The 25,106-nt window shown below is 44.2% G+C and carries 16 protein-coding genes; 8 read left to right on the forward strand and 8 right to left on the reverse strand.

From position 1 onward, the window contains the following. The first annotated feature begins 13 nt into the window (after nucleotides 1–13). The 4 genes from ACLFKQ_RS16270 (at nucleotide 14) to ACLFKQ_RS16285 (ending at nucleotide 10,865) form a co-directional block, all read left to right on the forward strand. Nucleotides 14–4,774, forward strand: coding sequence for a type I polyketide synthase (locus ACLFKQ_RS16270; protein WP_449000821.1), 4,761 nt, complete (start codon nucleotides 14–16; stop codon nucleotides 4,772–4,774). Between the two features lies 1 nt (nucleotide 4,775). Next, nucleotides 4,776–8,819 carry a beta-ketoacyl synthase N-terminal-like domain-containing protein gene (locus ACLFKQ_RS16275; protein ID WP_449000822.1) on the forward strand — a complete coding sequence of 1,348 codons (4,044 nt, stop codon included), beginning with the start codon at nucleotides 4,776–4,778 and terminating at the stop codon, nucleotides 8,817–8,819. A gap of 175 nt (nucleotides 8,820–8,994) precedes the next feature. Continuing rightward, nucleotides 8,995–9,750: a thioesterase II family protein gene (locus ACLFKQ_RS16280; protein ID WP_449000823.1), complete on the forward strand. Its 756-nt coding sequence runs from the start codon at nucleotides 8,995–8,997 to the stop codon at nucleotides 9,748–9,750. 32 nt (nucleotides 9,751–9,782) lie between these two features. Next, nucleotides 9,783–10,865 (forward strand): amidohydrolase family protein, encoded by a 1,083-nt coding sequence (locus ACLFKQ_RS16285; protein WP_449000824.1) that lies wholly within the window; start codon nucleotides 9,783–9,785, stop codon nucleotides 10,863–10,865. 49 nt (nucleotides 10,866–10,914) lie between these two features. Here ACLFKQ_RS16285 and ACLFKQ_RS16290 read toward each other — a convergent pair whose 3' ends face one another. After that, nucleotides 10,915–13,071 (reverse strand): DUF3769 domain-containing protein, encoded by a 2,157-nt coding sequence (locus tag ACLFKQ_RS16290; protein WP_449000825.1) that lies wholly within the window; start codon nucleotides 13,069–13,071, stop codon nucleotides 10,915–10,917. 248 nt (nucleotides 13,072–13,319) lie between these two features. Between ACLFKQ_RS16290 and ACLFKQ_RS16295 the strand changes: the two genes are divergently transcribed. Then, nucleotides 13,320–14,930, forward strand: coding sequence for an NAD(P)H-quinone oxidoreductase subunit 4 (locus ACLFKQ_RS16295; protein WP_449000826.1), 1,611 nt, complete (start codon nucleotides 13,320–13,322; stop codon nucleotides 14,928–14,930). Nucleotides 14,931–15,161: 231 nt separating this feature from the next. Further along, nucleotides 15,162–16,889 (forward strand): diflavin flavoprotein, encoded by a 1,728-nt coding sequence (locus ACLFKQ_RS16300; RefSeq protein WP_449000827.1) that lies wholly within the window; start codon nucleotides 15,162–15,164, stop codon nucleotides 16,887–16,889. A 97-nt stretch (nucleotides 16,890–16,986) separates the two neighbouring features. Here ACLFKQ_RS16300 and ACLFKQ_RS16305 read toward each other — a convergent pair whose 3' ends face one another. From ACLFKQ_RS16305 to glpX, 6 genes are all read right to left on the reverse strand, one after another. Next, nucleotides 16,987–17,337 carry a DUF1257 domain-containing protein gene (locus ACLFKQ_RS16305; RefSeq protein WP_449000828.1) on the reverse strand — a complete coding sequence of 117 codons (351 nt, stop codon included), beginning with the start codon at nucleotides 17,335–17,337 and terminating at the stop codon, nucleotides 16,987–16,989. Nucleotides 17,338–17,470: 133 nt separating this feature from the next. Beyond that, a complete protein-coding gene (gene ycf46, locus ACLFKQ_RS16310) occupies nucleotides 17,471–18,982 on the reverse strand; it encodes a stress-responsive protein Ycf46 (protein ID WP_449000829.1) in 1,512 nt (503 codons plus the stop codon). A 71-nt stretch (nucleotides 18,983–19,053) separates the two neighbouring features. Beyond that, a complete protein-coding gene (locus ACLFKQ_RS16315; protein WP_449000830.1) occupies nucleotides 19,054–19,431 on the reverse strand; it encodes a hypothetical protein in 378 nt (125 codons plus the stop codon). Nucleotides 19,432–19,551: 120 nt separating this feature from the next. After that, the gene (gene dacB / locus ACLFKQ_RS16320) at nucleotides 19,552–20,436 is read right to left on the reverse strand and encodes a D-alanyl-D-alanine carboxypeptidase/D-alanyl-D-alanine endopeptidase (RefSeq protein ID WP_449000831.1); all 885 of its coding nucleotides are present in this window, start codon (nucleotides 20,434–20,436) and stop codon (nucleotides 19,552–19,554) included. Between the two features lie 329 nt (nucleotides 20,437–20,765). Beyond that, entirely contained in the window at nucleotides 20,766–22,052 is a 1,287-nt protein-coding gene (locus ACLFKQ_RS16325) for a glutamyl-tRNA reductase (RefSeq protein ID WP_449000832.1), read from the reverse strand. 238 nt (nucleotides 22,053–22,290) lie between these two features. After that, complete coding sequence (gene glpX / locus ACLFKQ_RS16330; RefSeq protein ID WP_449000833.1) at nucleotides 22,291–23,328, reverse strand: class II fructose-bisphosphatase; 1,038 nt, start codon at nucleotides 23,326–23,328, stop codon at nucleotides 22,291–22,293. Between the two features lie 370 nt (nucleotides 23,329–23,698). Here glpX and yidD point away from each other — a divergent pair, with 370 nt between their 5' ends. Together yidD and ACLFKQ_RS16340 are read left to right on the forward strand one after the other, a co-directional pair. Next, nucleotides 23,699–23,920, forward strand: coding sequence for a membrane protein insertion efficiency factor YidD (gene yidD, locus ACLFKQ_RS16335; protein WP_449000834.1), 222 nt, complete (start codon nucleotides 23,699–23,701; stop codon nucleotides 23,918–23,920). 424 nt (nucleotides 23,921–24,344) lie between these two features. Beyond that, nucleotides 24,345–24,620, forward strand: a complete 276-nt coding sequence (locus ACLFKQ_RS16340) for a YggT family protein (protein ID WP_449000835.1) — start codon at nucleotides 24,345–24,347, stop codon at nucleotides 24,618–24,620. On the opposite strand, the gene ACLFKQ_RS16345 is transcribed toward ACLFKQ_RS16340, so the two are convergent. Further along, on the reverse strand, nucleotides 24,617–25,072 hold the full coding sequence (locus ACLFKQ_RS16345; RefSeq protein ID WP_449000836.1) for a hypothetical protein: 456 nt from the start codon (nucleotides 25,070–25,072) through the stop codon (nucleotides 24,617–24,619). The genes ACLFKQ_RS16340 and ACLFKQ_RS16345 overlap by 4 nt on opposite strands. Nucleotides 25,073–25,106 lie beyond the last annotated feature (34 nt).

Raw genomic sequence — 25,106 nt, forward strand, 5'->3', positions numbered from 1 at the left:
ACGGAAATTGCAGATGAGTAGAATTTCGGAACGTTTTGGACAAATGTCGCCTTTAAAACAAGCACTTTTAGCACTAGAGAAAATGAGTGCTAAGCTCGAGCGTTTAGAGCGAGCGAAAACAGAGCCAATTGCGATCGTCGGTATGGGTTGTCGCTTTCCTGGAGGAGCCAATGACCCCGAATCTTTCTGGCAGCTACTTCATAATGGCATCGATACGATTACAGAAGTTCCTGCTTCGCGGTGGGACATCGATGCTTACTATGACCCCAATCCCGAAACTGTGGGTAAAATGTACGTGCGGCAGGGGGGATTTTTGGAGGTTGGCGTAGATGAATTCGATGCGGATTTTTTCGGTCTTGCCCCCCGTGAAGTGTTGAGTATGGATCCCCAGCAGCGATTGTTACTGGAAGTTAGCTGGGAAGCGTTAGAAAATGCCGGGGTAGCATCAGACAAGCTAGCTGGCAGCCAAACTGGTGTGTTTGTCGGGATTAATACTGCCGATTACTCCCAGCTCCAAATGAGGGAGCGAGATAGTAATAATCTCAATGCCTATTTCTTTACCGGCAACACTGCTAGTGTTGCTGCCGGTCGCCTATCCTACCTGTTAGGCTTTGAAGGACCGAGTATTGCCCTAGATACCGCTTGTTCCTCTTCACTGGTGGGCGTGCATCTTGCTTGCCAAAGTCTACGTGCGGGAGAGTGCCGCATGGCTTTAGCTGGTGGCGTTAACCTCATGCTGTCTGAGGAGGGACCGATTATCCTCTCTAGAATGCGGGCTTTGGCTGTCGATGGACGCTGTAAAACTTTTGATGCGGCAGCAGACGGCTACGGAAGAGGAGAAGGATGCGCTTTGGTGGTACTCAAAAGATTATCTGATGCCATTGCCGATAATGACAATATTTTAGGTTTGATTCGAGGTTCGGCCGTCAATCACGATGGTCGTAGCAGCGGACTTACAGTTCCCAATGGGTTGGCTCAGCAAAAAGTAATTCGTGCTGCTCTAGCTAACGCTGGAGTAGAACCCAACCAGATAGATTACGTAGAAGTCCACGGCACCGGAACGGCTTTAGGAGACCCCATAGAGGTTGAAGCACTAGCCAATCTCCTGAGGGAAGGACGGTCCCCAGAAAGATCTCTAATGCTCGGTTCGGTCAAAACCAATATCGGTCATTTAGAAGCAGCAGCGGGAGTGGCGGGGTTAGTCAAAGTCGTTTTAGCAATGCAGCATCGCCAGATTCCACCACATTTACATCTTAAAACACCCAATCCTGCGATTTCCTGGCAAGATCTGCCCGTAACGATTCCCACCGAACTAACTGCCTGGCAAACCGAAGCAGAGCAAAGACGCTTGGCTGGGCTCAGTTCCTTTGGCATGAGTGGCACCAATGCTCATTTGGTATTAGAGGAGGCACCCAAAGCCAAACTAGCACCTTCTAAAGTAGAGCGACCGCTACATTTGCTCGTTCTGTCGGCTAAAAATCAAGGAGCATTAACAGAATTGACAGAGCGAGTTAGCAACTATTTAAAAACAAACGATTCCCAATCTCTGAGCGATATCTGCTTTACTGCTAATACCGGGCGATCGCATTTCGAACATCGTCATGCGATCGTCACTCAACGGTTTTCCCAGTCTACCGAACGACTAACTGCTTTGGCAGCAGGTCGAGAAGTAGCAGGGGGTTTTAGAGGTATAGTGCCTCGGACGAATAAGCCTAAGGTAGCGTTTTTATTTACGGGTCAAGGCTCCCAGTATTTGGGGATGGGACGTGAGCTTTATGAAACTCAACCGACGTTTAAAAAAGCTTTGCAGCTTTGCGACGAAATTTTACGTCTTTATTTGGACGTTCCCCTACTAGAACTGCTCTACCCCGATGATGTAGTTCGAGCGGCGCAAAATCCACAATTAGATTTAACCGCTTATACTCAACCAGCTTTGTTCGCCCTCGAGTATGCTCTGTGCCAGTTATGGCGGTCTTGGGGTATAGAACCCAGTGCAGTTATGGGTCATAGTGTCGGAGAATATGTTGCCGCTTGTGTCACTGGAGTATTTAATTTAGAAGACGCACTGAGACTGATTGCTTATCGCGGTGAGTTGATGCAGGCGCTACCGTTAGAGGGAGAGATGGTGGCAGTATTTGCCGATGAAGAGCTAGTCAAATCGTCGCTCGACTCATCACCCGGAGAGATTTCCATTGCCGCCGTTAACGGTCCTCAGAATACGGTCATTTCTGGCGATCGCCAGTCAATTCGAGCAGTTCTTGAAAAACTGGAAGCTCTCAAAATAGATTTTCGTCCCCTAAAAGTTTCCCATGCTTTTCACTCTGCTTTAATGGAGCCGATGCTAGCTGCCTTCGAGCAGATAGCCAGATCGGTAGAGTACTCTGCGCCCCAGATTAGAATTATCTCTAATTTAACCGGAAGATCGATCAAGGGCGAAGAGATTGCCCGAGCTGAATACTGGTGTCGCCACATTCGAGAATCAGTAAGATTTTCAGACGGAATGCAAGCACTCCACGACTGCGGTTGTGAGATCTTTGTCGAGATTGGACCCCACCCAGTTTTGACTGGAATGGGACGACAGTGTTTGCCAGAAGGCTTTGGAGCTTGGTTACCTTCACTACGCCGAGGTCAGAGCGACTGGCAGCAAATGCTCCACAGCTTAGCAGAACTTTACGTTCGCGGGGTTAACGTAGATTGGTGCGGATTTGACCGCGACTATACGCGCCGTCGTCTACCGTTGCCAACTTACCCTTTTCAACGCCAACGATATTGGCTCGAATCTACTAGATCGCCATCTTCAGCTCAGCCTGAGGGAGAGTTTGATGACTGGTTTTATCAAGTTGAATGGCAGCCCCAAACTCGCGAGAGTACTGCAACGCTCGCGGCAGCAGTGCCCAGTACTACACCTGGTCGCTGGTTGATTTTTGCCGACCGACATCAAGAGCTTGGCAATACTCTAGCGGAACTGTTAGTAGCTCGTGGTGAGAGCTACGCTCTGGTTTTTCCTGGTGAAGTTTATCAAACTGATGACAACCTACGCTGGCAGATCGATCCAGCCCAGCCAGAAGATTTTCAAAGATTGTTAACAGAAATTGCTGCCATTGACGAACGTCCTTTGCGAGGAATAGTTCATCTTTGGAGTATCGATCTGACTTCTACAGAAAATTTTGTCGATTCTTGGACACAGGACCAACTTCTCAGTTGTGGAAGCGTACTACATTTAGTCCAAGCACTCAGCGCGGCTCAACTAGCTACTCAACCTCGCCTCTGGTTAGTTACCCAAAATGCCCAACCGGTATCTCAAGCTACTCCTCTGTCGGTCACTCAGTCCCCTCTGTTAGGTTTAAGCCGAGTAGTAGCGATCGAACATCCCGAACTTTGGGGAGGACAAATCGATCTGATTTCTGGCAATGTTGCTGAGACAGGGGCCTTCTGTTTGGAGGAAATTTGGCAACCAGATACAGAATCGGAAGTTGCCTTTCGCCAAGGACAGCGATACGTGCCTCGCTTGGTACGCCAACAAGCTGAGCGAGCAGCGACTGAAAATATCGAGTTACAAGCTGATGGTGCTTACTTAATTACCGGTGGTCTTGGTGGTTTGGGTTTGAAACTAGCTCGCTGGATGGTCGAGGCAGGAGCCCGACATTTGGTGCTAGTCGGGCGTAGGGGGGCTTCTGAAGCTGCCTGCGAGCAGATTGCTCTACTGCAAGAAGCGGGAGCCCAAATCGTCGTGGCTAAGGCAGACATTACCCAGCAGACTGAGGTAGAAAATGTTCTGGCTGAAATTGCCGAATCTTTGCCACCGCTGCGAGGAATCGTTCACTTGGCTGGCGTTCTAGATGATGGCGTATTGCTCAGACAAAATTGGCAACGCTTTGTCAAAGTTATGGCCCCGAAGATGATCGGGGCGTGGAATCTTCATCTGCTCACTCAAAACTTATCATTAGACTTTTTGGTTTCTTTTTCTTCAATTGCCTCTCTACTAGGATCTCCCGGTCAGGGCAACTACTCAGCTGCCAATGCTTTTTTAGATTCTCTAGCTTACTATCGACGCTGGCAAGGGCTTTCTGGTTCGAGTATCAACTGGAGTCCTTGGGGCGAGACTGGTATGGCGGCAGATTTAGGCAGCCTTGGGGAGCAGCGCTGGGCAGCAGCAGGAGTAAGCGCGATCGCCCCACAGCAGGGAATGGAAGTATTCGGACGATTGCTCCAAGGTTCGGCAGCACAGACTGGAGTACTACCAGTTAATTGGCCTAAGTTTTTTCAGCACTTTGCTAGTGAAGTAGAACCAACCTTTTTGTCTCAAATCGCCAGCGAAATAGACATCGAGCCTGAGTGGAAATCTCAACAATCCCAACTGTTAGAGGAGTTAATCGCAGCACCTGTAAAACGCCGTCGAGTAATTCTTACTACTCGCATTCAACAGGATGTAGCAACTGTTTTGGGTCGCGAGCGCTCCCAGTTGCCAGACCCACAGTTAGGCTTTTTTGACATGGGTATGGACTCTTTGATGACCCTAGAGCTGAAAAACCGGCTTCAGGGTAGTTTGGGGCATACCCTACCCTCGACCTTACTTTTTGAATATCCTACAATCGCAGCCTTAGTTGGATATCTAATCGACGAAGTACTTTCCTTAGATTCGGTCTCCGTAGACGAGTCTGAAAGCGATGGTGACGAAAGTGTTGAGGTTCTCAGCCAAATAGAACAGCTTTCTAATGACGAGTTAGAAGCTCTGCTAGATGAAGAATTGACCGCATTAGCCAACGGAAATTAAGATGAGCAGCATTTCTGAAAAACTAGACCGACTTTCCCCCTTACAGCGTGCCGTCTATGCCTTGAAAGAAACGCGCGGCAAACTCGAACGACTCGAGCGAGCGCAAACAGAACCAATTGCCATTATCGGTATGGGTTGCCGCTTTCCTGGAGGAGCTCATGACCCAGAGTCGTTTTGGCAGATACTTCACCAGGGCATCGATACCATTACCGAAGTGCCGGCATCTCGCTGGGATGCTGCCGCTTACTACGACTCCAATCCCGATACTCCTGGAAAAATGTACGCTCGCCAGGGGGGTTTTTTAGAAGCTGCGATCGAAGAGTTTGATGCGGAATTTTTCGGTCTGACTCCCCGTGAAGCGGTGAGTATGGATCCCCAGCAGAGATTGTTACTAGAAGTTAGCTGGGAAGCCTTGGAACGGGCAGCAATCGCACCCCACAAACTAGCGGGCAGCCCGACGGGAGTATTTGTCGGCATGTCGGCTAACGACTATGCCCAACGGACTATGTTTGAGGCTCCCAATGCTATTGATGTCTATACAGCTACCGGCAATGCTTTAAATGCTGCTGCCGGTCGTCTATCCTATATTTTGGGTTTGCAAGGTCCGAGTATGGCGATCGATACCGCCTGCTCGTCTTCTTTAGTTGCAGTTCATCTAGCCTGTCAGAGTCTTCGAGCTCGAGAGTGTCAACTGGCGATCGCCGGAGGGGTAAATCTCATTCTCTCTCCTCAAGTTACTATCGCCATGTCCAAGTTACGCGCCCTAGCACCCGACGGTCGCTGCAAAACTTTTGATGCTACTGCCGATGGCTATGGGCGAGGAGAAGGCTGCGGTATGGTGGTTCTCAAGGGTCTGAGTCAGGCACTCGCCGATGGCGATCGCATTTTAGCCGTAATTCGCGGCTCCGCTGTCAATCAAGATGGTCGCAGCAGTGGACTGACTGTTCCCAATGGATTGGCCCAACAGCAAGTAATTCGCGCTGCCCTGGCTAATGGTAGAGTAGAGCCAGCTCAAATTAACTACGTCGAAGCTCACGGTACGGGAACTCCTTTGGGAGACCCCGTGGAGCTAAAAACTTTAAATGCTGTCTTGGGTAAAGGTCGTTCGCCAGAGCAATCTCTGATGGTCGGTTCGGTTAAGACCAACATCGGTCACTTAGAAGCAGGAGCGGGAATTGCTGGCTTGATTAAAGTCGTATTAGCGTTGCAGCACGAAGAAATTCCGCCTCATTTACATTTAAAAGAACTAAATCCCCATATCGTCGCTCAACAAAATTCCGTAGTAATTCCTACCGAGCCAGTTCCCTGGCAGAAAAACTCAGACCGTCAGCGTCTGGCTAGCATCAGTTCTTTTGCTTTTACTGGCACTAATGCCCATCTGGTGCTCGAAGAAGCTCCAGTCACCGAGTCAGCACCCACTAAACTCGAACGTCCGCTCCACCTCCTGGCTCTATCGGCTAAGAGCGAAACCGCGCTCCAAACCATGGCAGCTAGCATGAGGAATTATCTAGAACGTCATCCAGAAATATCTCTAGCAGACCTTTGCTTTACAGCCAATACCGGACGATCGCATTTTAACTACAGACTAGCAGCGATCGCCGATTCCGTAGCCGAGTTACGCCAACAGTTAGCTGCAGTTACAATTCCAGCAGAACCAGACCAGTCAGCATCGAGCCAGCCCAAAGTAGCGTTTTTATTTACCGGTCAAGGTTCTCAGTACCTGGGAATGGGACGGCAGCTTTACGAAACTCAACCCACTTTCCGCCAAGCCTTAGAAGATTGCGATGCCATTTTGGGTTCTTATTTAGATAAACCTTTACTAGAAATTTTATATTCCGATACCGACTCATCTGATGGTGAATTATTAAACCAGACCTCCTATACTCAGCCGGCTTTATTCGCCCTCGAATATGCCCTGGCTAAGTTATGGCAATCGTGGGGTATAGAACCAGATGCCGTCATGGGTCACAGTGTGGGAGAATATGTAGCAGCTTGTATCGCCGGAGTATTCACTCTAGAAGAGGGACTAAAGCTGATCGCCCACCGAGGAAGACTGATGCAGGAATTACCGCCCAACGGACAAATGGCGGCCGTATTTACCGATGAAGCCACGATCGCGGCGGCAATCGAACCCTATCGAGATAAAGTCGCGATCGCAGCAATCAACAGTCCTCAGAATACCGTAATTTCAGGAGAGTACGATGCTGTCGAAGTCCTACTCCAGCAACTAGAAAAGCGAGGACTCGATTTCCGTCGTTTGAATGTCTCTCATCCCTTTCATTCTCCTTTGATGGAGCCAATCTTGACCGAATTCGAGACTGTAGCCTCCGAAGTTAAATATTGCACGCCTCAACTAGAACTGATTGCTAACGTGACGGGTTCCTTAGCCGAACCAGAAATTACTGCTGCCTATTGGTGTCGCCACATTCAAGCACCAGTCAGATTTGCTAGTGGCATCGAAACACTACGTGATCGCGGCTATGAAATCTTTATCGAAATTGGACCCCATCCAGTCTCCCTGGGCATGGGAAGACAGTGTTTGCCAGAAGAATCGATAGTTTGGCTACCTTCTTTGAGAAGGGGACAGTCCGATTGGCAGCAACTGCTTCCAAGTCTGAAAACTTGCTACGAGCGGGGGCTAGAAATAGACTGGAGTGGATTCGACCGAGACTATCGGCGACAGCGAGTTTGTCTGCCCACTTATCCTTTCCAACGTCAAAGATATTGGATAGAGGCGCTCGAGCGTCAGCCTCTCAGAACTTTTGCCCCTCGAGCGAAAACCCATCCTTTTCTGGGTCAACGTTTGCCTTCGCCGTTGCGGCAAATTCAGTTTGAAACTCAGTTGAGTTTGGACTTACTCCCACTGGTTCAAGATCATCGTCTCGGCGGCATCTCATTTTTGAATGCTGTAATTTACTTAGAAATGGTATTAGCTGCTGCTAGGGAAGAATTCGGCAAAGCAGTTCATCGTATCGAAAATGTCTTCATTTCTCACCCACTCACTCTATCCGAGGCAGAACAGCGACCGGTTCAGTTAGTTCTAGAGCCTTTAGACTCCAACAAAGTTTCTTTCCAAATCTTCAGTCTGAGCGAGAAGGAAACGGAGGGACCGGTTTGGACACGTCATGCCTCGGGAAAAATTGATTTGCAAGACCTAGAGAGCCAGCCTAAGATTGAAGAATCAGTTGCTTTAGAAACCGTCAAAGCAAACTATCAGCAAGAAATTACCAATTCTGAGTTTTACCAACGCATTCAAGAAAAAGGAGGTTACTTAGGACCTAACTGCCAGTGGCTAGAACATATTTGGCTGGACGAACCAGAACAAAAAGCATTCGGTAAAATTTGCGCTCCTCAAACAGTCAGAGCAAGCGATCGTGGCGAGCATCTGCCCCTGGGTGCTGTTGACGCTGGAACTCAGTTATTAATTGCTATCTTGTTCGACTTAATTGACGAGCCTATCGTTATGGTAGGGATCGAAAGCTTCAGATTTTATGGCTCTTCTTCCAAGCAACTGTGGAGCGATGCCTGCCTACGGATAGATCGCCACAACCAGACCTATACTGCCGACATCCGTATCTTTGACGCAGCAGGAAAACTAGTAGCAGAGTTTAACAATGCCCAGTTAAGACATATAGAGCGAGAGGCGTTATTAAATTCTCGTCAAGGCAAATCAACTCAGGCTCGCTCGAGAGCCAAAGGTAGTTTGTCGCGAGAACAACTTATAGCTGCTGCCTCAGAAAAGCATCAAGCGATGCTAGAAGTATATTTGATCGAAGAACTGGCAAAAATACTACAGCTTTCCAAGTCCAAGCTGAAACCCCAGCAATCCCTAACATCATTGGTAGACTCCTTAATTATCCTCGAGCTGAAACAACAAATCGAGGTCGATTTACAAGTTGACCTGCCAACCACAAAATTTTTCGAGACCAATAGCATCGCCGGATTAGCAGCTTCCCTCCTAGAATTACTGGATTTAGATTCTCGAGTAGGGTCACAAACCGAAGAAGAACAAGGTAATCCAATCTCAGTATCGGCTATAACCTAGTCATATTGGCAAGCTCGGCGCGATCGCCACAGGTGACGATAACCCTCAAGCAGAAATCTCGTCAATTTGTTTATTCTCATTTATTCCCATGTAGATCGATAAGCGCGAAGCAAATTAGAACCAAATTTTAATTCCAAGTGCTCGATTAACTTAGCAACAGCTTTCTTAGATTGAAATGGCTACTAGCAATTCTTGGCTTCTCTGTCCCAGATCTAATCCCCAAGCTCGACTGCGCTTGTTCTGTTTTCCCTACGCTGGTGCTGGTGCTTCTGTATTTCGCTCGTGGTCGAATAAATTATCACCCAATATCGACGTTTGCGCCGTACAACTTCCCGGACGAGAAACTAGGATGAGAGAATCTCCTTTTAGTAGAGTCGAGCCTCTGAGTGAAGCTCTAGCAGAGATTTTTCTGGACCATCTAGAGCTACCTTTCGCCTTTTTCGGTCACAGCGTAGGAGCTTTAATTAGTTTTGAGTTGGCTCGTAAACTCCGCGAGCGACAACTTCCTACACCCCTGCACCTATTTGTCTCGGCTCGCCGCGCTCCTCAAATCCCTAAGCCAAAGTCTCCAGTTCACCAATTACCCGATCCAGCTTTTGTCGAAAGTGTGCGTCGTTACAGTGGTACACCCCAGCAAGTACTGCAAGATCCCGAACTAAGATCTTTGTTTCTACCTATTTTGCGCGCCGACTTAGCTGTTGACGAAACTTATGTTTATTTACCCCAAGCACCTCTAGATTGTTCGATTTCGGCTCTTGGAGGCTTATGCGATCCAGAAGTCAACATGGAGGAACTTGAGGCATGGCGCGAACAGACTACCAAAAAATTTACTTTATTCATGTTTCCGGGCGATCACTTTTTTCTGAAACAATATCGTGATGCGCTGTTAACCGTTATCTCTCAAGACCTGAGTCCAATAATTAACCTATAAAACGAAACTAAAATTTCCACCGTTAAAAAAAGATGAAAACAACCGAGCGAGATCTCATAACCCCCCATCGTATTGACGTACACCATCATATCGTTCCGACTCAATATGTTGCGGCATTAAAAGGCATAGGTATCGAAGCCGCTCATGGAGCTGGTTTTCCTAAGTGGTCGCCAGACATGACACTCGAGATGATGGCTCGCAACGGTATTGCTGCAGCTATTACCTCGATTTCTTCACCAGGGGTATACTTTGGAGATGCCAATTTCGCTAAGGATTTGGCACGGCGGTGCAATGAATTGTCCGCTCGATTGGTTAGTGACCATCCCGACAGATTTGGCTTTTTCGCGATTTTACCCCTGCCCGATACTGAAGCTGCTATTAAAGAAGCCCAATATGCGCTAGACACATTAAATGCTGATGGAGTCATTCTGTTAGCAAGCACTGGCGGAAAATTTCTCGGCGATCCCGATTTTGAAGAACTAATGGATGAACTCAATCGTCGCCAGACGATTATCTTTTTACATCCCAATATGCATCCATCTAGTGAAACATTAAATTTGGATATGCCGGGGTTTCTGATTGAATTTTTATTTGACACTACTCGTGCCGTTATTAATTTAATTTATACAGGAACTTTGGAGCGTTATCCCAATCTGCGATGGATTTTGTCACATGCTGGTGGTACAGTTCCCTATATTGCTTGGCGACTTTCCCTGGCGAACTTCGAGCCGAAATTTCTGGAAAAAGCCCCTCGAGGCATGCTCGCCTATTTAAAGTCTTTCTATTACGATACAGCTCTTTCTACTTCTCCTCACGCCATGAAGTCTTTGCTAGAACTCGTCGAACCATCGCAAATTCTCTTTGGTAGTGATTTTCCTTTTGCGCCAAAGCCTCTAGTAGCTAAAGAAATTGACGATTTGCAAACCCTGGGTTTTTTCCAAGCTCCAAGTCTTCAAGCGATCGCCCGAGATAACGCCTTAAGCTTATTTCCCAAATTCAAGCGGCAGTCAGAAAATATTGCTGAGGTTAAAAATGTTGGTATTCACGCAGAAAAGAAAATATCGATTCGGACAAAAATAGCATTGTCTCTAGCACGAAAGGTAATGAGAGTCTGATCGGTATTCAAGTTAGATACGATCGCTGCCTTGAGGTTTACTCGCTCGACTATCGTTCTACTCCTTGAATTACTGGCGAAATATTATTTTGCTCGAAAGGTTGAGGGTTACCGCGCCAGTTAAAATCATTAATTTGCAAACTAAGAGAGCCAATTTCCAGTACGGGATTGTAGCGCAGAACGATATTATGAGTGCGGCGACTGTATTCTAAAGTGTAGTCGGTACTAATTTCATCGCTATCTTCGAGTTCGATCGCAGTTTGAACGCCAAATCTAATCGGACCGTAAATTTGCTGGCTAATTCCCAAAGAAAGAACCTGTCGATCTACATCGCGATCGAATAAAAAAGGAGATTCATCACCGCGAATACTTTGAGAATAGACCAATCTAAATCCCGTGTAGTCGAACCAAGAGCGAGAAAAGTGTCCTAATTGTCCTTGAATCCCAATTTCACCTCGTAAAGATAGTTGGGTATCGTCGTTGCTATAGAAACTACTCACCCCCGTAACCCCAGTAATTAGCTGTAAATAGGGAACCACTGGAACGGGAGTATAGCGCAGTCCTGCTCGGGGAGTGGCAGGAAGGGGTTCACCTTGCCAGAGAGAAAAACCTTTGTTGAGAAAAACCGCTGCTTGATAGCGAGTGAGATTGATGCGATCGTTATCGCGGTCTGCTGATAATAAATCTTGGCGATCGGTGTTGGCAGTAATATTTTGAATCGAGCCTTGATAGCGTATATTAATCCCAGTTTGACCTACAGCAAGATCGGGCGAAGTAACTACACCACCGAAACTACTATAAACGGTTTGAAAACCCAGAGAACCATTAAATAAACGTTCGCGAAAATTGTATTCTAGACCGAAAATATAGGGGTTATTCAAATTGCCAACTAACTGTCTGGCAGCTAATCTGGCTCGTAAATCGTCTTCTAAATCGGAGAGATCGAGACTAGTTAACGAACCCTCGGCAGCTAAACTAGTTCTCGCACTCAGTAGCGTATTAAATTCACTTTCCACTCCAAAAGAAGAAGAATTAAATACGCCTCCATCTTCTTCGTCATTAAACTCAAAAGCATCGGGAAATAAAGCACGTTGTACAAAATACTGAGGGGTAATCGTCCAGTCGATCTTCTCGGTGGTAATAATGCCGAAATCTTTTTCGACATACAACCCACCGCGATCGTCACCGTCAAAACCCAGGCTAAATAGTCCAGGTCGGCGAGGACGATTATCGAAGGTAAAGCGATTGGCTAAAAGAGGTAGGGTAAAACTGTCATCAATAACGACTCTAGACCTAGTAGTAGTCAGTTCGCCAACTAAAGGATCTATTTGCTCGTAGGTAGCAGTATCGGCTCTTAACTCTAATTCAGGAGGTGAAAAGGGATCGTTGGTCAAGCGAAAATTACTAGCTTGCCAGCTGTTGGGTTCAAATTCAATCCGTTCGGCTTCAAATCTCAGACGATTGATAGTTCCTGGGCTGGTAGTGTCTTCACCAAAAACATTGGAATTTCTGGAGCTACCAATCGTCAACCCCACTCCTTCTGTAGAAGTTACTTGACTGAGCGGTTGGTTATTATAAAGGCGATCGCTCAAACTGTTATCGGGAATAATAGGATTTGGAGGTAGTTCTGCTTGAAGATCTCGGTTCAAGCGAGCGCGATCGATTTCTCCTCCTCCGTCGATAATTACACCCCGATCTTGAACTAAATAGTATTCAAATTTTTCGCCTCGTAGGGTTTGTTCCCCTCTAGTCAGAATTACATTGCCTTGGGCAACGGCAATGCGATCGGCTAGATTAATCTGGAGGCGATCGCCTGTCATGACTGAATCGGCAAAACGCATCACCACGTTACCTTCGGCGATAATTACTTGCTGCTGAGTATCGTATTCTTGGCGATCGGCAATAACTTCAACCACCTCGATCTCACCGATAGGAACCTCTGTGGTTGACGGTTTGGATGTGGGAAGCTCAAATTCTCTTGTTTGCCCCTGACGTTCTTGGGTGACTAGATAAGTAGGTTTTTTAAACAATAAGGTGGCGCGTTCACTATTTCTCGCTCTCTCTCCTCTTATCTCTTCTTTATTCTTTCTTGCTACTTTAGGCTCGAATTTTGGTGCTTGCTTGAAAGCAAACATCTCCAGTGAGGCTTTCCTTTGCGATCGCGCAACTATAGGAGGAAGTTCGACTGGATAAAATAATGCCATCATGCCCGAAAAACACCACGATAATTTGAATAAAGATAGATGTTAGCCATCAACAACTCCGTTCCGTAGTATAACGCCTCGATCTACCCTGGTTGAAATTTTATTAATGGCAACTAATCACTATTGCTGACGAGCTTCGGCTATTTTAGTTGCGGCGATCGCCAAAAAAAAATCGACCGCAAATGTAGCTTTTTTTTACAAAACTTAATACAATTGAAGACGAAATATTTTGAGTATATATGCTTAGTGAAATGGATAGCATTCAACTTCCTTGGTTAACAACAGCAATTTTATTTCCTTTAATTGCTGCTTTTGCGATTCCTTTAATTCCTGACAAAGATGGTAAAACTGTAAGATGGTACGCTCTTGGCGTAGGTTTAGCTAATCTGACTTTAATAGTAAGTGCCTTGTGGCACGGTTACAGCTTTCAAATTACAGAGTTCCAATTAACTGAAACTTATTCTTGGATTCCTTTGTTAGGTTTGAACTGGTCGGTGGCAGTTGATGGACTATCAATGCCCCTAGTAGTCTTATCGGGTTTGGTAACTACCCTAGCAATTTTGGCTTCTTGGAAAGTCGAGCATAAAGCCAAATTATATTATTCTCTCGTTTTAATTCTCTACAGCGCACAAATTGGCGTATTTGTCGCCAAAGACTTATTGTTATTTTTTATTATGTGGGAAATCGAGCTCGTGCCGGTGTACCTGCTCATTTCAATTTGGGGCGGTAAGAAACGTCTATATGCCGCAACTAAATTTATTCTCTACACGGCACTAGCCTCAATATTTATTTTAGTTGCTGGTTTAGCATTAGCTTTATATGGCGATCGCGTCACCTTCGATATTGCCGAATTGGGATTAAAAAACTATCCCCTAACCCTAGAATTACTCGCTTATGCTGGTTTTCTGATTGCTTTTGGCGTTAAACTACCAATTTTTCCTTTACATACCTGGCTTCCCGATGCTCACAGCCAAGCTTCAGCGCCAATTTCGATGATTTTAGCAGGCGTACTGCTGAAAATGGGCGGCTACGGGCTAATTCGCCTAAATGTAGAGGTTTTACCTCACGCTCATATCAAATTTGCTCCTTTGTTAGTCATTCTAGGCGTAGTCAACATAGTCTACGGTGCATTTGTCGCTTTCGGACAAACCAACCTCAAACGCCGTCTGGCAGCTTCTTCTATTTCCCATATGGGTTTTGTCTTAATTGGTATTGGTTCCTTTACCAGCTTGGGTTTAAATGGCGCAGTTCTTCAAATGATTTCTCATGGTTTAATTGCAGCCGCTTTGTTTTTCCTCTCTGGTGCTACCTACGACCGCACCCATACTTTAATGATGGACGAAATGGGCGGTATGGCAAAAGCAATGCCTAAAACTTTCGCCTTGTTTACTTCAGGTGCGATGGCTTCCCTTGCTTTACCTGGAATGAGTGGGTTTGTAGGTGAACTAACCGTCTTCTTAGGGATTGCTACCAGTGATGTCTATAGTATGACTTTTAAAGTTGTCGTAACTTTCCTAACTGCCGTTGGATTAATCTTGACTCCAATTTATCTCCTATCAATGCTGCGTCAAGTCTTTTACGGAGAAACCAATCCCAGTTTCCAGCTTGATTGGCAAGCAGACGCGCAACCTCGCGAAATATTTATTACCGTTTGTCTGTTAATTCCAATAATCGGTATTGGTTTGTATCCCAAATTAGCAACCAACACTTACGATTTAAAAACAGTAGAAGTTGCTACTAAAGTACGGGGAGCGTTACCTGTAATTGCTCGCCAGGAACAACAAAATCATATGAACGCAAGTATTTTTACCTCTAAAGCTACTTCTGCTACCATTTTTCCTAAATTAGCGATTTCCGAGTGATAGCTGTGCTTTTTGCATCAGCTTGATTATTGACCCGTAATTTTCTATTAATTTCTAGGGGACAAATAACCGTTGATGCTAAAAAGTTAGCTTTCTCTGCCACTGTTTGCTACTTTTAATAATTTATTTTCTTTCTACCTGGCATCAGTAATTGCTAACGTCCTCTCGTACGAGGCATGTCACAATGAATGAAGAATGAAGAAATTTTAATAAAATTATAGGAGAGGGGAGATGGTAGCAACACCAACAAAAACCCAGAAGCGGTTGACTATGCAAACCGCAGAGATAACTCCAGATACCACAGCTATCCGTTCGCTCGATTGGGATCGCGATCGCTTTGATATTGAATTTGGTTTACAAAACGGTACGACCTACAATTCTTATTTAATTAGAGCCGATAAAATTGCTTTAGTCGATACTTCTCACGCCAAGTTTCGCCAGCTATATTTTGATACTCTCAGAGGTCTCATCGATCCCCAACAAATTGACTATCTAATTATCAGTCATACCGAACCCGATCATAGTGGTTTGGTCAAAGACTTGTTGGAGTTAGCACCCCAAGCGACAGTAGTAGGTGCTAAAGTAGCGATTAAATTTTTAGAAGATTTAGTCCATCGACCTTTTACCAAACAAATAGTTAAAAACGGCGATACGATCGACTTGGGTCGCGGTCACGTTATTGAATTTGTCAATGCACCCAATTTACACTGGCCCGATACGATTTTTAGTTACGATCGCGCTACTAATATTTTGTTTACCTGCGATGCTTTTGGGATGCACTACTGTTCCGATGCGGTATTCGATGAAGATTTAGAGGCAATTGAAGCAGATTATCGCTTCTATTATGACTGTTTGATGGCTCCTAATGCTCGTTCGGTGCTCTCGGCGATGAAGCGTATGGATAAACTGGGAACAATCGAGCTGGTTGCTAACGGTCACGGTCCCCTGCTCTCTTATCATCTTCAAGAACTATTAGACCGCTATCGCAATTGGAGTAAAGCTCAAACCAAAGCTGAAAAAATGGTGGCAGTATTCTATGTCTCCGATTATGGTTATAGCGATCGCCTGTCTCAAGCTATAGCTAGAGGAATCACTAAAACTGGCGTGGCAGTGGAAATGGTCGATTTACGCTCGGCAGAGAACAATGAAGTTCACGAATTAGTATCCCGTGCCACCGGTCTAGTTTTGGGTATGCCTCCTCTGGCTAGCAACAGCCAACGAGAAATTACTGCTAATTTAGGAACGGTTTTAGCGGCTGCCAAAGAAAAGCAGGCAATTGGTATGTTTGAATCCTATGGAGATGATGACGAACCGATCGATCCCTTGCTGACTAAGTTTCGCGATGTTGGCTTAAAACAAGCCTTTCCTTCAATTCGCGTCAAAGATACTCCCAATGAAGCCATATATCAGCTATGTGAAGAGTCGGGAACCGATCTAGGACAGCTATTAACCCGGGATAAACTAGTCAAGCAGATGAAGTCTCTCGATAGCGACCTCGATAAGGCAATGGGACGTTTGAGTGGTGGACTGTATATTATTACTGCTACTAAAGGTGATATTAGCAGTGCGATGCTGGCATCTTGGGTATCTCAAGCTAGCTTTAATCCTCCTGGTTTGACGATCGCAGTGGCAAAAGATCGGGCGATCGAATCTTTAATGCAGGTAGGCGATCGCTTCGTTTTAAATGTCCTTCAAGAGGGGAAGTATCAAGGTTTGATGAAACAGTTCCTCAGACGTTTCAAACCAGGCGCAGATCGTTTTGCCGGAGTTAAAACTCAAACCGCTAGCAATGGTTCGCCGATTATCACCGAAGCTTTGGCTTATTTAGAATGCGAAGTAGTTAGCCGCATGGAATGTAGCGATCACTGGATCGTCTACAGCAAAGTAACCACTGGTCGAGTTGCTGACCTCGATGGTTTAACTGCAGTCCATCATCGTAAAGTCGGCAATCACTACTAAAGCGAAATAGTTGCTCTCGCAGCCAAAAAAGTAAAAAAGGGTTGACTATCTGAAAGTCAACCCTTTTGTTTGGGAACGCGTTTTAAATCAAATTCTCTTACTGAAGAACTAATTTGACGTTGGCGTTTTGTAAACCGCGTTGCTTGACTTCGGATAAAGTCTTATTAACGGCATATTTTTGGTTGATAGAATTGATCAATTCAGTTTGGTTATGCTTTTTAGCTACACCCCAAAGGTCAGCGATTAGGTCGAAAGTACCATCGCTATTTTCAGACCAGCCAAGATCGTATTCGCCATCGAGAACTGCAACGATATCAGCACGTAGTCTTTGACCGTTGTAGCCGCGAACATCGGCATTGGTTTTTACGTTAATACCTAGATCTTTAAGAGAGTTGGTTAAGATTTCGGCGTCGCTGATTTTGGTGCGTAGAGTGCTAAAATGAGACATAAGATTTCCTCCGGTAGAAAAGAGAAGTAAACAACAACATTTAACTCGATTACCGTCTTTAAGGACGGATTTTATTTAACTGCTAGCGTTTGCTAGCCTTTGCTCCTGCAAACAAGTTACAGAAGAAAGCCTGTTAAAACTCCAGTCGCTGATATTCAGCAACTGAGGCTGATGCAGGTCTGGCTCTTTGCCTCGCCCAATCTCTGAGGGCAGCTACCTGCTCGGTCATCGTACGCGACAGAGGTAGGGTTGCTTTGATCGCAGCTATTATATCTAGCTGGGTAAACTCCCTGTCTTGAGCGAAAGCATCATACATTGCAGCGATAATTGCTTGCTCGATCTCTGCGCCAGAATAACCTTCTGAAATTTTGGTTAGCTGTTCTAAATCGAAGCGGCTAATATCAGAACGTCTTTTACTAAGGTGAATTCGATAAATATCCTGTCTTTCTTCGGTGTTGGGCAAATCAACAAAGAAAATTTCATCAAACCTACCTTTTCTGAGAAATTCTCCAGGCAATCTCTCAATGCGGTTAGCCGTAGCCATTACAAATACGGGTGATTTTTTTTCCTGCATCCAGGTAAGAAACGAACCAAAAATTCGACTGGAGGTACCGCCGTCAGAGTCTCCAGAACCACTACCACCGGCGAAAGCTTTATCCAACTCGTCGATAAACAAAATTGCTGGAGATATAGATTCGGCTGTTTTGAGAGCATTGCGGAGATTAGCTTCTGAACGACCGACAGTAGAACCGTCATAGACTCTACCCATATCGAGGCGGAGTAGTGGTAACCCCCAAAGACGAGAAGTGGTCTTAGCAATTAGGGACTTGCCGCATCCCGGTACACCCAAAATTAACATTCCTTTGGGTTGAGGCAGTCCGTATTCTCTCGCTCTTTCTGTAAAGGCGTTAGACCTTTGCCTCAGCCAACGTTTTAATTCTTCTAACCCACCCACGGAATTGAGAGTTTCATCTTCTTCAATGTATTCTAATATACCGTTGCGACGAATTAATTGCTTCTTTTCAGAAAGAACTATTTCTACTTCATTTTCTGTCAGGCGACCTGCTTTAACCTGAGCCTTACGATATACTTTTTCCGCTTCATCTTTAGTCAAACCCAAAGCTGCCTTAAGCAACTTTTCTCTGGTTTCCGTATTCAATCGGCTATTTTTTCCTTTCTGCAACCTTTCAGAAAGAACTCGGTCGAGTTCTGATAAATTTGGTAGGGGATAATCTAGAACTACTGCTTCTTTTTCTAGCTCGATTGGTATCTGTTGTAAGGGAGACATGAGAATAATTACTTTTTCGGTTCCCTTAAAACTCGAAATCGCATCTCGCAACCATCTGGTAATTACCGGTCCATCTATAAACGGATGTAAATCTTTAAATATATAGATAGCAGGTTCTTTTTGGCGAATAACCCATTCTATCGCTGCCTCCGGTGAAACCGTGTTGTGTTGGGTCATTTGACGGGATTGCCCGTACTCAACAATGCCGTGGGTTACTGTCCAGACAAAGACTCGCCGATGTTCGGTATTATTTTTGGCTATTTTGGATATTGCTTGCTCTGCCCTCTCTTCCTCTGGTGTGACGAGATAAATTAAAGGGTATTGAGCCTGTACTAAAATATTAAGCTCTTCTTTCATAACATACCGACCTCGATCGTTACTTTGTTACTTTGCAGTTGACCCTTGTTTTGCTGAGGGAGGTTAGCTCCTTAAATACAGGATACTAATGTTTCCCCATGGGAGCGATCGGAGCGATCCGATCTAGACTCACTTTCACTAGAAGTATTTACTTCACTTCTTACCTCTAAGGAAATTTCTTCGGAAATTACTCCTTTACGGTCGCTAACGGAGGCAATTTCTCCATCGCGCATCACCAAGGCACTATCGCATTCGGGACAGAAATGTATTTGATGAGTTTTACCGTAACTTGATTCTATCTCCTCTACCTTTTCTGGATGATGCAGATAAAAGGCGATTGCTTTTTCAACTAAAGCCGACATAGATTCTATATCTATAGCAGCTTTGATTTTAAGCTTTCTATGCAGTTCTGGAGGTATATATAAGGTTACTTTCTGCTTATTTTGCATACCACTAAATTTAATAATTACCCGGGTATGTAAATCAATTTATCGGCTCAATTTATTTCTGTCAAGATGGCAAGCCGTTATGACGGCATTATTGTTACATTACTTCATACAATAGCTGTTTTAGGAACAGCTACTCATAGTGCTCAAACGTAAAACAATTTCATCGATAGCTGCTACTACAGTAGCTCCAGACTGATTTTGGGGCTGATTGGTAATAATACTAAAAACGAGATTGCCATATTCTGGATGGTCTATATAGCCAGATAAAGCTCTAACACCCCTCAAAGTTCCGGTTTTGGCGTGGACGCTTCCCTCAGCAGTAGAACCACGTAGACGATTTTTGAGAGTTCCACTTACTCCTGCTACTGGCAGCGAAGCAAAAAAAACTTCTTTCCCTCTAGCATCAGACATAGCTCTTAAAGTAGAAACTAAAGTTCTAGGAGTAATCAAGTTGTTACGAGACAAACCAGAGCCATCTCGAAGACGATAACCATTAGTATCGATACCTAGAGAAGATAAGGCATCTACTACAGATTGGGAACCGCCTAGATAGCGCAACAAAATATCGGCATAAGCGTTGTTACTCCTAAGATTGGTAACCATAATCCATTCCCGAATCGATTTGGAACGTATATATCCACTGATATCTAGCTTTTGCAACGCTGCTGCAGTAACCAACAATTTCATATTTGATGCCGGAATCATATACGAGTCGGGATTGTGACTGTAAAGAGTACTGCCGTCAGAAGATTGAACCAAAATTGCCCACTTGCCGCCAGCTAAAGTAGGTTGTTCGATAATGCGATCGACAATGGGTTCGATATAAGCAGCGCATATTCCGGGAGTATCTCGTTCTGGTGGTGGAACATAAATGTCAATCGAATCGAGTTGACGATCTAAACGAATAGCAGTATTGGCATTAACAGTAGCGACAGTGCAGATCTGAGTTGCAGTAGCTGCGATCGTCATTGCCAAAATCTTAAAACAAGAGCGAACTGATTTCATACATCGAGAAAGTATAGAGTAAGAGAAAAAACAGATGTAATTCAAGTCTTAGAGCATCATTGACAATACAATAATGATGAAGGTTAGAAATGAATCAATCTTAATTTCCATCAAGGTTCTATTCGATCGCAAGCATTTCGTCAAGTATTTTAATTAACCAAATTTCTTAAACTCAAACTTTCTAGCTATCATCGTTGGCAATCATCGTGCTAGTGTCAATAAACAGGTATACTTCAGACCCCTCTTTTTGGCAAGATGTAAAGAAAAATCGAGCAAAGAATACTTAGTTCTTTGCTCGATTTTTTATTGCCTAACTATAAATAAATTGCCTAACTATACTTTTCTTCAGTATCCAAATTAAATAACATTTGCAGAGATTGAAGACAATGGCGGCGAGCTTCAATATCTTGCTGTGCCCTTAACTGTACCATCGGTTCATGAAGAATTTTATTGACAATACCTCTAGAGAGAGCTTCAATTACCTCCTGGTGTTTCTCAGCGAATTCCGAACCCAGACGAGATAAAGCTTTTTCTAATTCTTGTTCGCGAATGTCTTCTACTTTACTCCGCAGACAGCTAATGGTGGGAACAGTCTCTAAGGAGCGCCACCATAAAACATAATTGGCTACTTCCTGTTCGATAATTTCCTCGGCTTCACGAGCTATTCTACGACGACTTTCTTGATTGGCAGCAACTACGGCTTTGAGATCGTCTACATTAAAACAACTGACAGATTCCAGTTCGCTGACATTAGCGGCGATGTTTCGTGGAACCGAAATATCAATCAGCATCAAAGAGCGTTCGGGCAACAGATAACTTTCTAGTTTGGCTCGATCGAGTATCGGTTCGGTTGCACCAGTACTGGTAAAAATCAGATCGCTGTTGACAATCGTGCTCATCATTTCCGCAATGGGATAAATTTCCATTTCGACATGGGAAAATTTATTGACCAATTCTTGTGCTCGCCGATGAGAGCGATTAACAATTGAAATTTTAGTCGCTCCCTTAGCTAATAGGTGCTGAACTAACAGGCAGGCCATTTTTCCCGCGCCTATAACTGTAATACGGTAAACTCCCAAGTTATCAACTTGAGTTTGAGCTAATTCTACAGCTGCAGAACTAATGGAAACTGCTCCGGTACCGATACTGGTTTCGCTGCGAACTCTTTTTCCTACTGAAATCGCTTGTTTGAACAGGCGATCTAACAATCGTCCCAATCCTTGATATTTTTGCGCTAGTTTATGAGTGGTTTTTACCTGGGCTAGAATTTGTCCTTCTCCCAAAACTAAGCTTTCCAAACCAGCCGCTACACGCATCAAATGGCGTAGGGCGTCCTCTCTTAGTAGAGTAAATAAATTTTTTCTCAGTTTGCAAAGGGGAATTTGGGCTTTTTCAGCGAGGAACTGACAAATTTCTGTAACGCCTTGTTCGGTTCCTTTGGCTACGGCATAAATTTCCAGACGATTACAGGTACTAATGATAGCTACCTCTTCAATGTGAGGATAGCTTTGTAATCGAGCAATCGCCTCTTCAATTTGTGCTTCAGGAATACTTAATTTTTCGCGAACTTCTACAGAAGCAGTTTTGTGACTTAAACCAACAACAATAATATTCATGTGTTCTTGTTGAATTTTGCTTTAAATATCAGAACTTAAAAGTAGATTAAAAATTTATTTATTACGGTCACAGATCGCTCTGCCTTCAGTCAACGGAGTAATCTGTGACCTTTGGTCAATTAGGAATCTAAAAACCAGGATTTCCAGCTTTTTAGATTATTAAACCAACAACTGCAACTCGTGCTCGTGTCAAGCACCAGAAAGATGACAATTTACGGTAGCACTTTTTAAAATACTACTAACGTAATTGCAAACTTCTTGGTTGCTCGAACATATGTACGGTATCTACAAAACGGGCGGTTTTTGATTGAGAAGAAATAACCAAGCTTTGAGTTCTAGCACCACCTTTAAAAAAGCGTACTCCTTCCATCAAGGTTCCTGGAGTGATACCACAAGCAGCAAATAAAACTGTTTCACCACCTGCTAATTCTTCAGCATTATAGACTTTATCGGGATCGTCTATGCCCATTTCTTTTAATCTAGCAATATTACTCTCTTTGCTTTCGCCAATTAAACCTGTTTTAACTATTTCTGGATCGTAAATTAATTGTCCTTGAAAGTGACCACCCAAACAGCGCATTGCTGCTGCCGAAATTACTCCTTCTGGTGCAGCACCGATTCCCATAAGAGCATGAATATTGGTGCCGGCAAAAGCACAGGATATAGCTGCAGAGACATCACCATCACTGATTAACCTCACTCTAGCTCCAGCTTCACGAATTTCTTGAATCAAGTCTTTGTGGCGAGAGCGATCCATAACGACTACTACTAATTCTTCGACGGAACGATTCATACATTCCGAGAGGATTTTGAGATTTTCTGTTGCTGACTTAGTGATATCTACATGTCCTCTGGCTACAGCAGGGGCGGCAAGTTTTCTCATATAAAAATCTGGGGCAGCAAACAAACCACCTTTTTCAGAAATTGCCAAGACTGCCATCGAACCATTTTGTCCGTAGGCTACTAAGTTGGTTCCTTCGCAAGGGTCGACAGCGATATCAATTTCAATTAATTCATCGGGGTTACAAAAGGATTTGGCATCCTCACGAGTACAAATACCTACTTCCTCACCTATATAGAGCATCGGTGCATCGTCTCTTTCTCCTTCCCCAATGACGATTTTACCACGCATGTATATCTTGTTCATTCGCTCGCGCATGGCTTCTACTGCCACCTGGTCGGCAGTATCTTTTTCTCCTTTACCCATCCATTTGGCTGAGGCGATCGCTGCTTGTTCTACTACTTCAATTATTTCTAAACCTAGAGTGTTTTCCACGCTTTATTTCCTCTATAATTGCATATTTTTTGCTGGCAAAGCTATGCCTACTCAAGTCAAAAGTCTATCAGAGAGAGGTGTCTCTAAGCGCGTTATTAAGTTTTAATAAGCTTTGTTATCTGATTTCGAAGCTGGCGAGCGCCCGAGCTTAAAATAAATCTAACTCATACCAAGTGTACTGTAACTTCTGAACCTACAAAACTACAGATTTAGTCTGGGAAATTAGTCGCTTAGATAACGGTTGTGTTTGCCAGTAAGCTCCTTCATTTAGAATAGAATATATTGCCTTAACCATCATTATTTTCAAAGCAATTTTTTAAAACTACTAGTTCTATTACTTAAAGTTAATTTTGATTGCCAATTTATTTAAATGAAAATTTTACTGATTAGATTGATTATTGGCTATCGTCGCTTTATTTCGCCGCTATTTCCTCCGAGTTGCCGTTTTCAGCCTAGCTGTTCTCAATATACTTTAGAAGCAATCGACCGGTTTGGTTTGGTAAGAGGTTGCTGGTTAGCATTCAAACGAATTTTAAGATGCAATCCTTTCTATCCTGGTGGCTACGATCCCGTTCCTTTTAACGAGGATTGAGGGTAAGTTTGTCTTTAACCAAGTCTAGAAATACAGCTTATGTTAAAAGATGTCCGTAATTGGTTTGCTCATTGCTGCTACTGTACTTAACTAGTTTGCACACCGCTGTATCTAGGTTGACGAAAAGCGCATTTAGAGGGAATCTGAAGATATGATTGCTGCTTTGGCTAGCTAGTAGGAAAAATTCTGTCAATACTCTATTCCTCATATTCCTCATATTCCTCGGTCACTTTTCCTGCAGAAAGCGTAATCTTAGCATAATATCGAGCTACCAGAACGACGAAGCGGAATCGAGCTCAAAAATCTAATCTCTGCTTGTCGTTCACTGCTCGCTACTAATAACTTATACTTTAGAATATGTAAGGTTGAAACAATCACTCATACCAACTGCAATTGTTTTTATATAGTGGAGAATTTTTAATTTATGGAACTAATAGTCGCTAGTCTAATTCAGTTTCTACAAATTTACTGGGTGTTACTAATCGTCAGAATCCTACTTTCTTGGTTTCAAACCGCGTCTTGGGCAAATCAGATCATGTCTTTTTTGAGTCCGATAACCGATCCCTATCTCAATATATTTCGCTCGATTATTCCGCCTATCGGTGGAATTGATATTTCGGCGATTTTAGCATTGATAGTTTTGCAGTTTATCCAAAGCTCTTTAGAACCCCTAACCCGAACTGCAGGATTATATTTCTAGTATTCAAAATCGTCGTAATAGTAGGGACGGACTCTGCCAGCAAAACCAGAGGCTTTAAATTGCTTGAGTTTTAAAGGGGTGGGTTGATTGGCAGCAACATCGATTCTGATGCTAAAATCGCTGGTTCCCGGTGGAACTTCTTCGATGGTACCGACCCGACCCCGATTTTCCATCACTGGGTTGTCGTTTGCGTCATATATGCGTCCAAACACGTCTGCATCGACTACAGTTTTACCAGAGGTATTTTTAGCTTTTCCCTTTACCATAAAACAGTTAACGGGTCGCATATCGCCACTACTGACATTCCCCTCTGCCATAGCTCCGGTACAGGGTTCGTAAGAAAGATCTGAGAGTTCAATTGAGGTTAAAGCTGTTGCTGAGGGACTAGTAACCCAACTTGCTAGCCACAACAAACCTGAAATTAACAATACTGTCAAAAAACGCGATCGCATGATAGGAAAATAATACTTTTGTCTGAATTATTCG

Source organism: Myxosarcina sp. GI1(2024), assembly GCF_053543375.1.

Bases quoted from the DNA above. Each gene is read 5' to 3' on its own strand.
- ACLFKQ_RS16270 (WP_449000821.1), top strand. From the start codon at position 14: ATGAGTAGAATTTCGGAACGTTTTGGACAAATGTCGCCTTTAAAACAA.
- ACLFKQ_RS16275 (WP_449000822.1), top strand. From the start codon at position 4,776: ATGAGCAGCATTTCTGAAAAACTAGACCGACTTTCCCCCTTACAGCGT.
- ACLFKQ_RS16280 (WP_449000823.1), top strand. From the start codon at position 8,995: ATGGCTACTAGCAATTCTTGGCTTCTCTGTCCCAGATCTAATCCCCAA.
- ACLFKQ_RS16285 (WP_449000824.1), top strand. From the start codon at position 9,783: ATGAAAACAACCGAGCGAGATCTCATAACCCCCCATCGTATTGACGTA.
- ACLFKQ_RS16290 (WP_449000825.1), bottom strand. From the start codon at position 13,071: ATGATGGCATTATTTTATCCAGTCGAACTTCCTCCTATAGTTGCGCGA.
- ACLFKQ_RS16295 (WP_449000826.1), top strand. From the start codon at position 13,320: ATGGATAGCATTCAACTTCCTTGGTTAACAACAGCAATTTTATTTCCT.
- ACLFKQ_RS16300 (WP_449000827.1), top strand. From the start codon at position 15,162: ATGGTAGCAACACCAACAAAAACCCAGAAGCGGTTGACTATGCAAACC.
- ACLFKQ_RS16305 (WP_449000828.1), bottom strand. From the start codon at position 17,337: ATGTCTCATTTTAGCACTCTACGCACCAAAATCAGCGACGCCGAAATC.
- ycf46 (WP_449000829.1), bottom strand. From the start codon at position 18,982: ATGAAAGAAGAGCTTAATATTTTAGTACAGGCTCAATACCCTTTAATT.
- ACLFKQ_RS16315 (WP_449000830.1), bottom strand. From the start codon at position 19,431: ATGCAAAATAAGCAGAAAGTAACCTTATATATACCTCCAGAACTGCAT.
- dacB (WP_449000831.1), bottom strand. From the start codon at position 20,436: ATGAAATCAGTTCGCTCTTGTTTTAAGATTTTGGCAATGACGATCGCA.
- ACLFKQ_RS16325 (WP_449000832.1), bottom strand. From the start codon at position 22,052: ATGAATATTATTGTTGTTGGTTTAAGTCACAAAACTGCTTCTGTAGAA.
- yidD (WP_449000834.1), top strand. From the start codon at position 23,699: ATGAAAATTTTACTGATTAGATTGATTATTGGCTATCGTCGCTTTATT.
- ACLFKQ_RS16340 (WP_449000835.1), top strand. From the start codon at position 24,345: ATGGAACTAATAGTCGCTAGTCTAATTCAGTTTCTACAAATTTACTGG.
- ACLFKQ_RS16345 (WP_449000836.1), bottom strand. From the start codon at position 25,072: ATGCGATCGCGTTTTTTGACAGTATTGTTAATTTCAGGTTTGTTGTGG.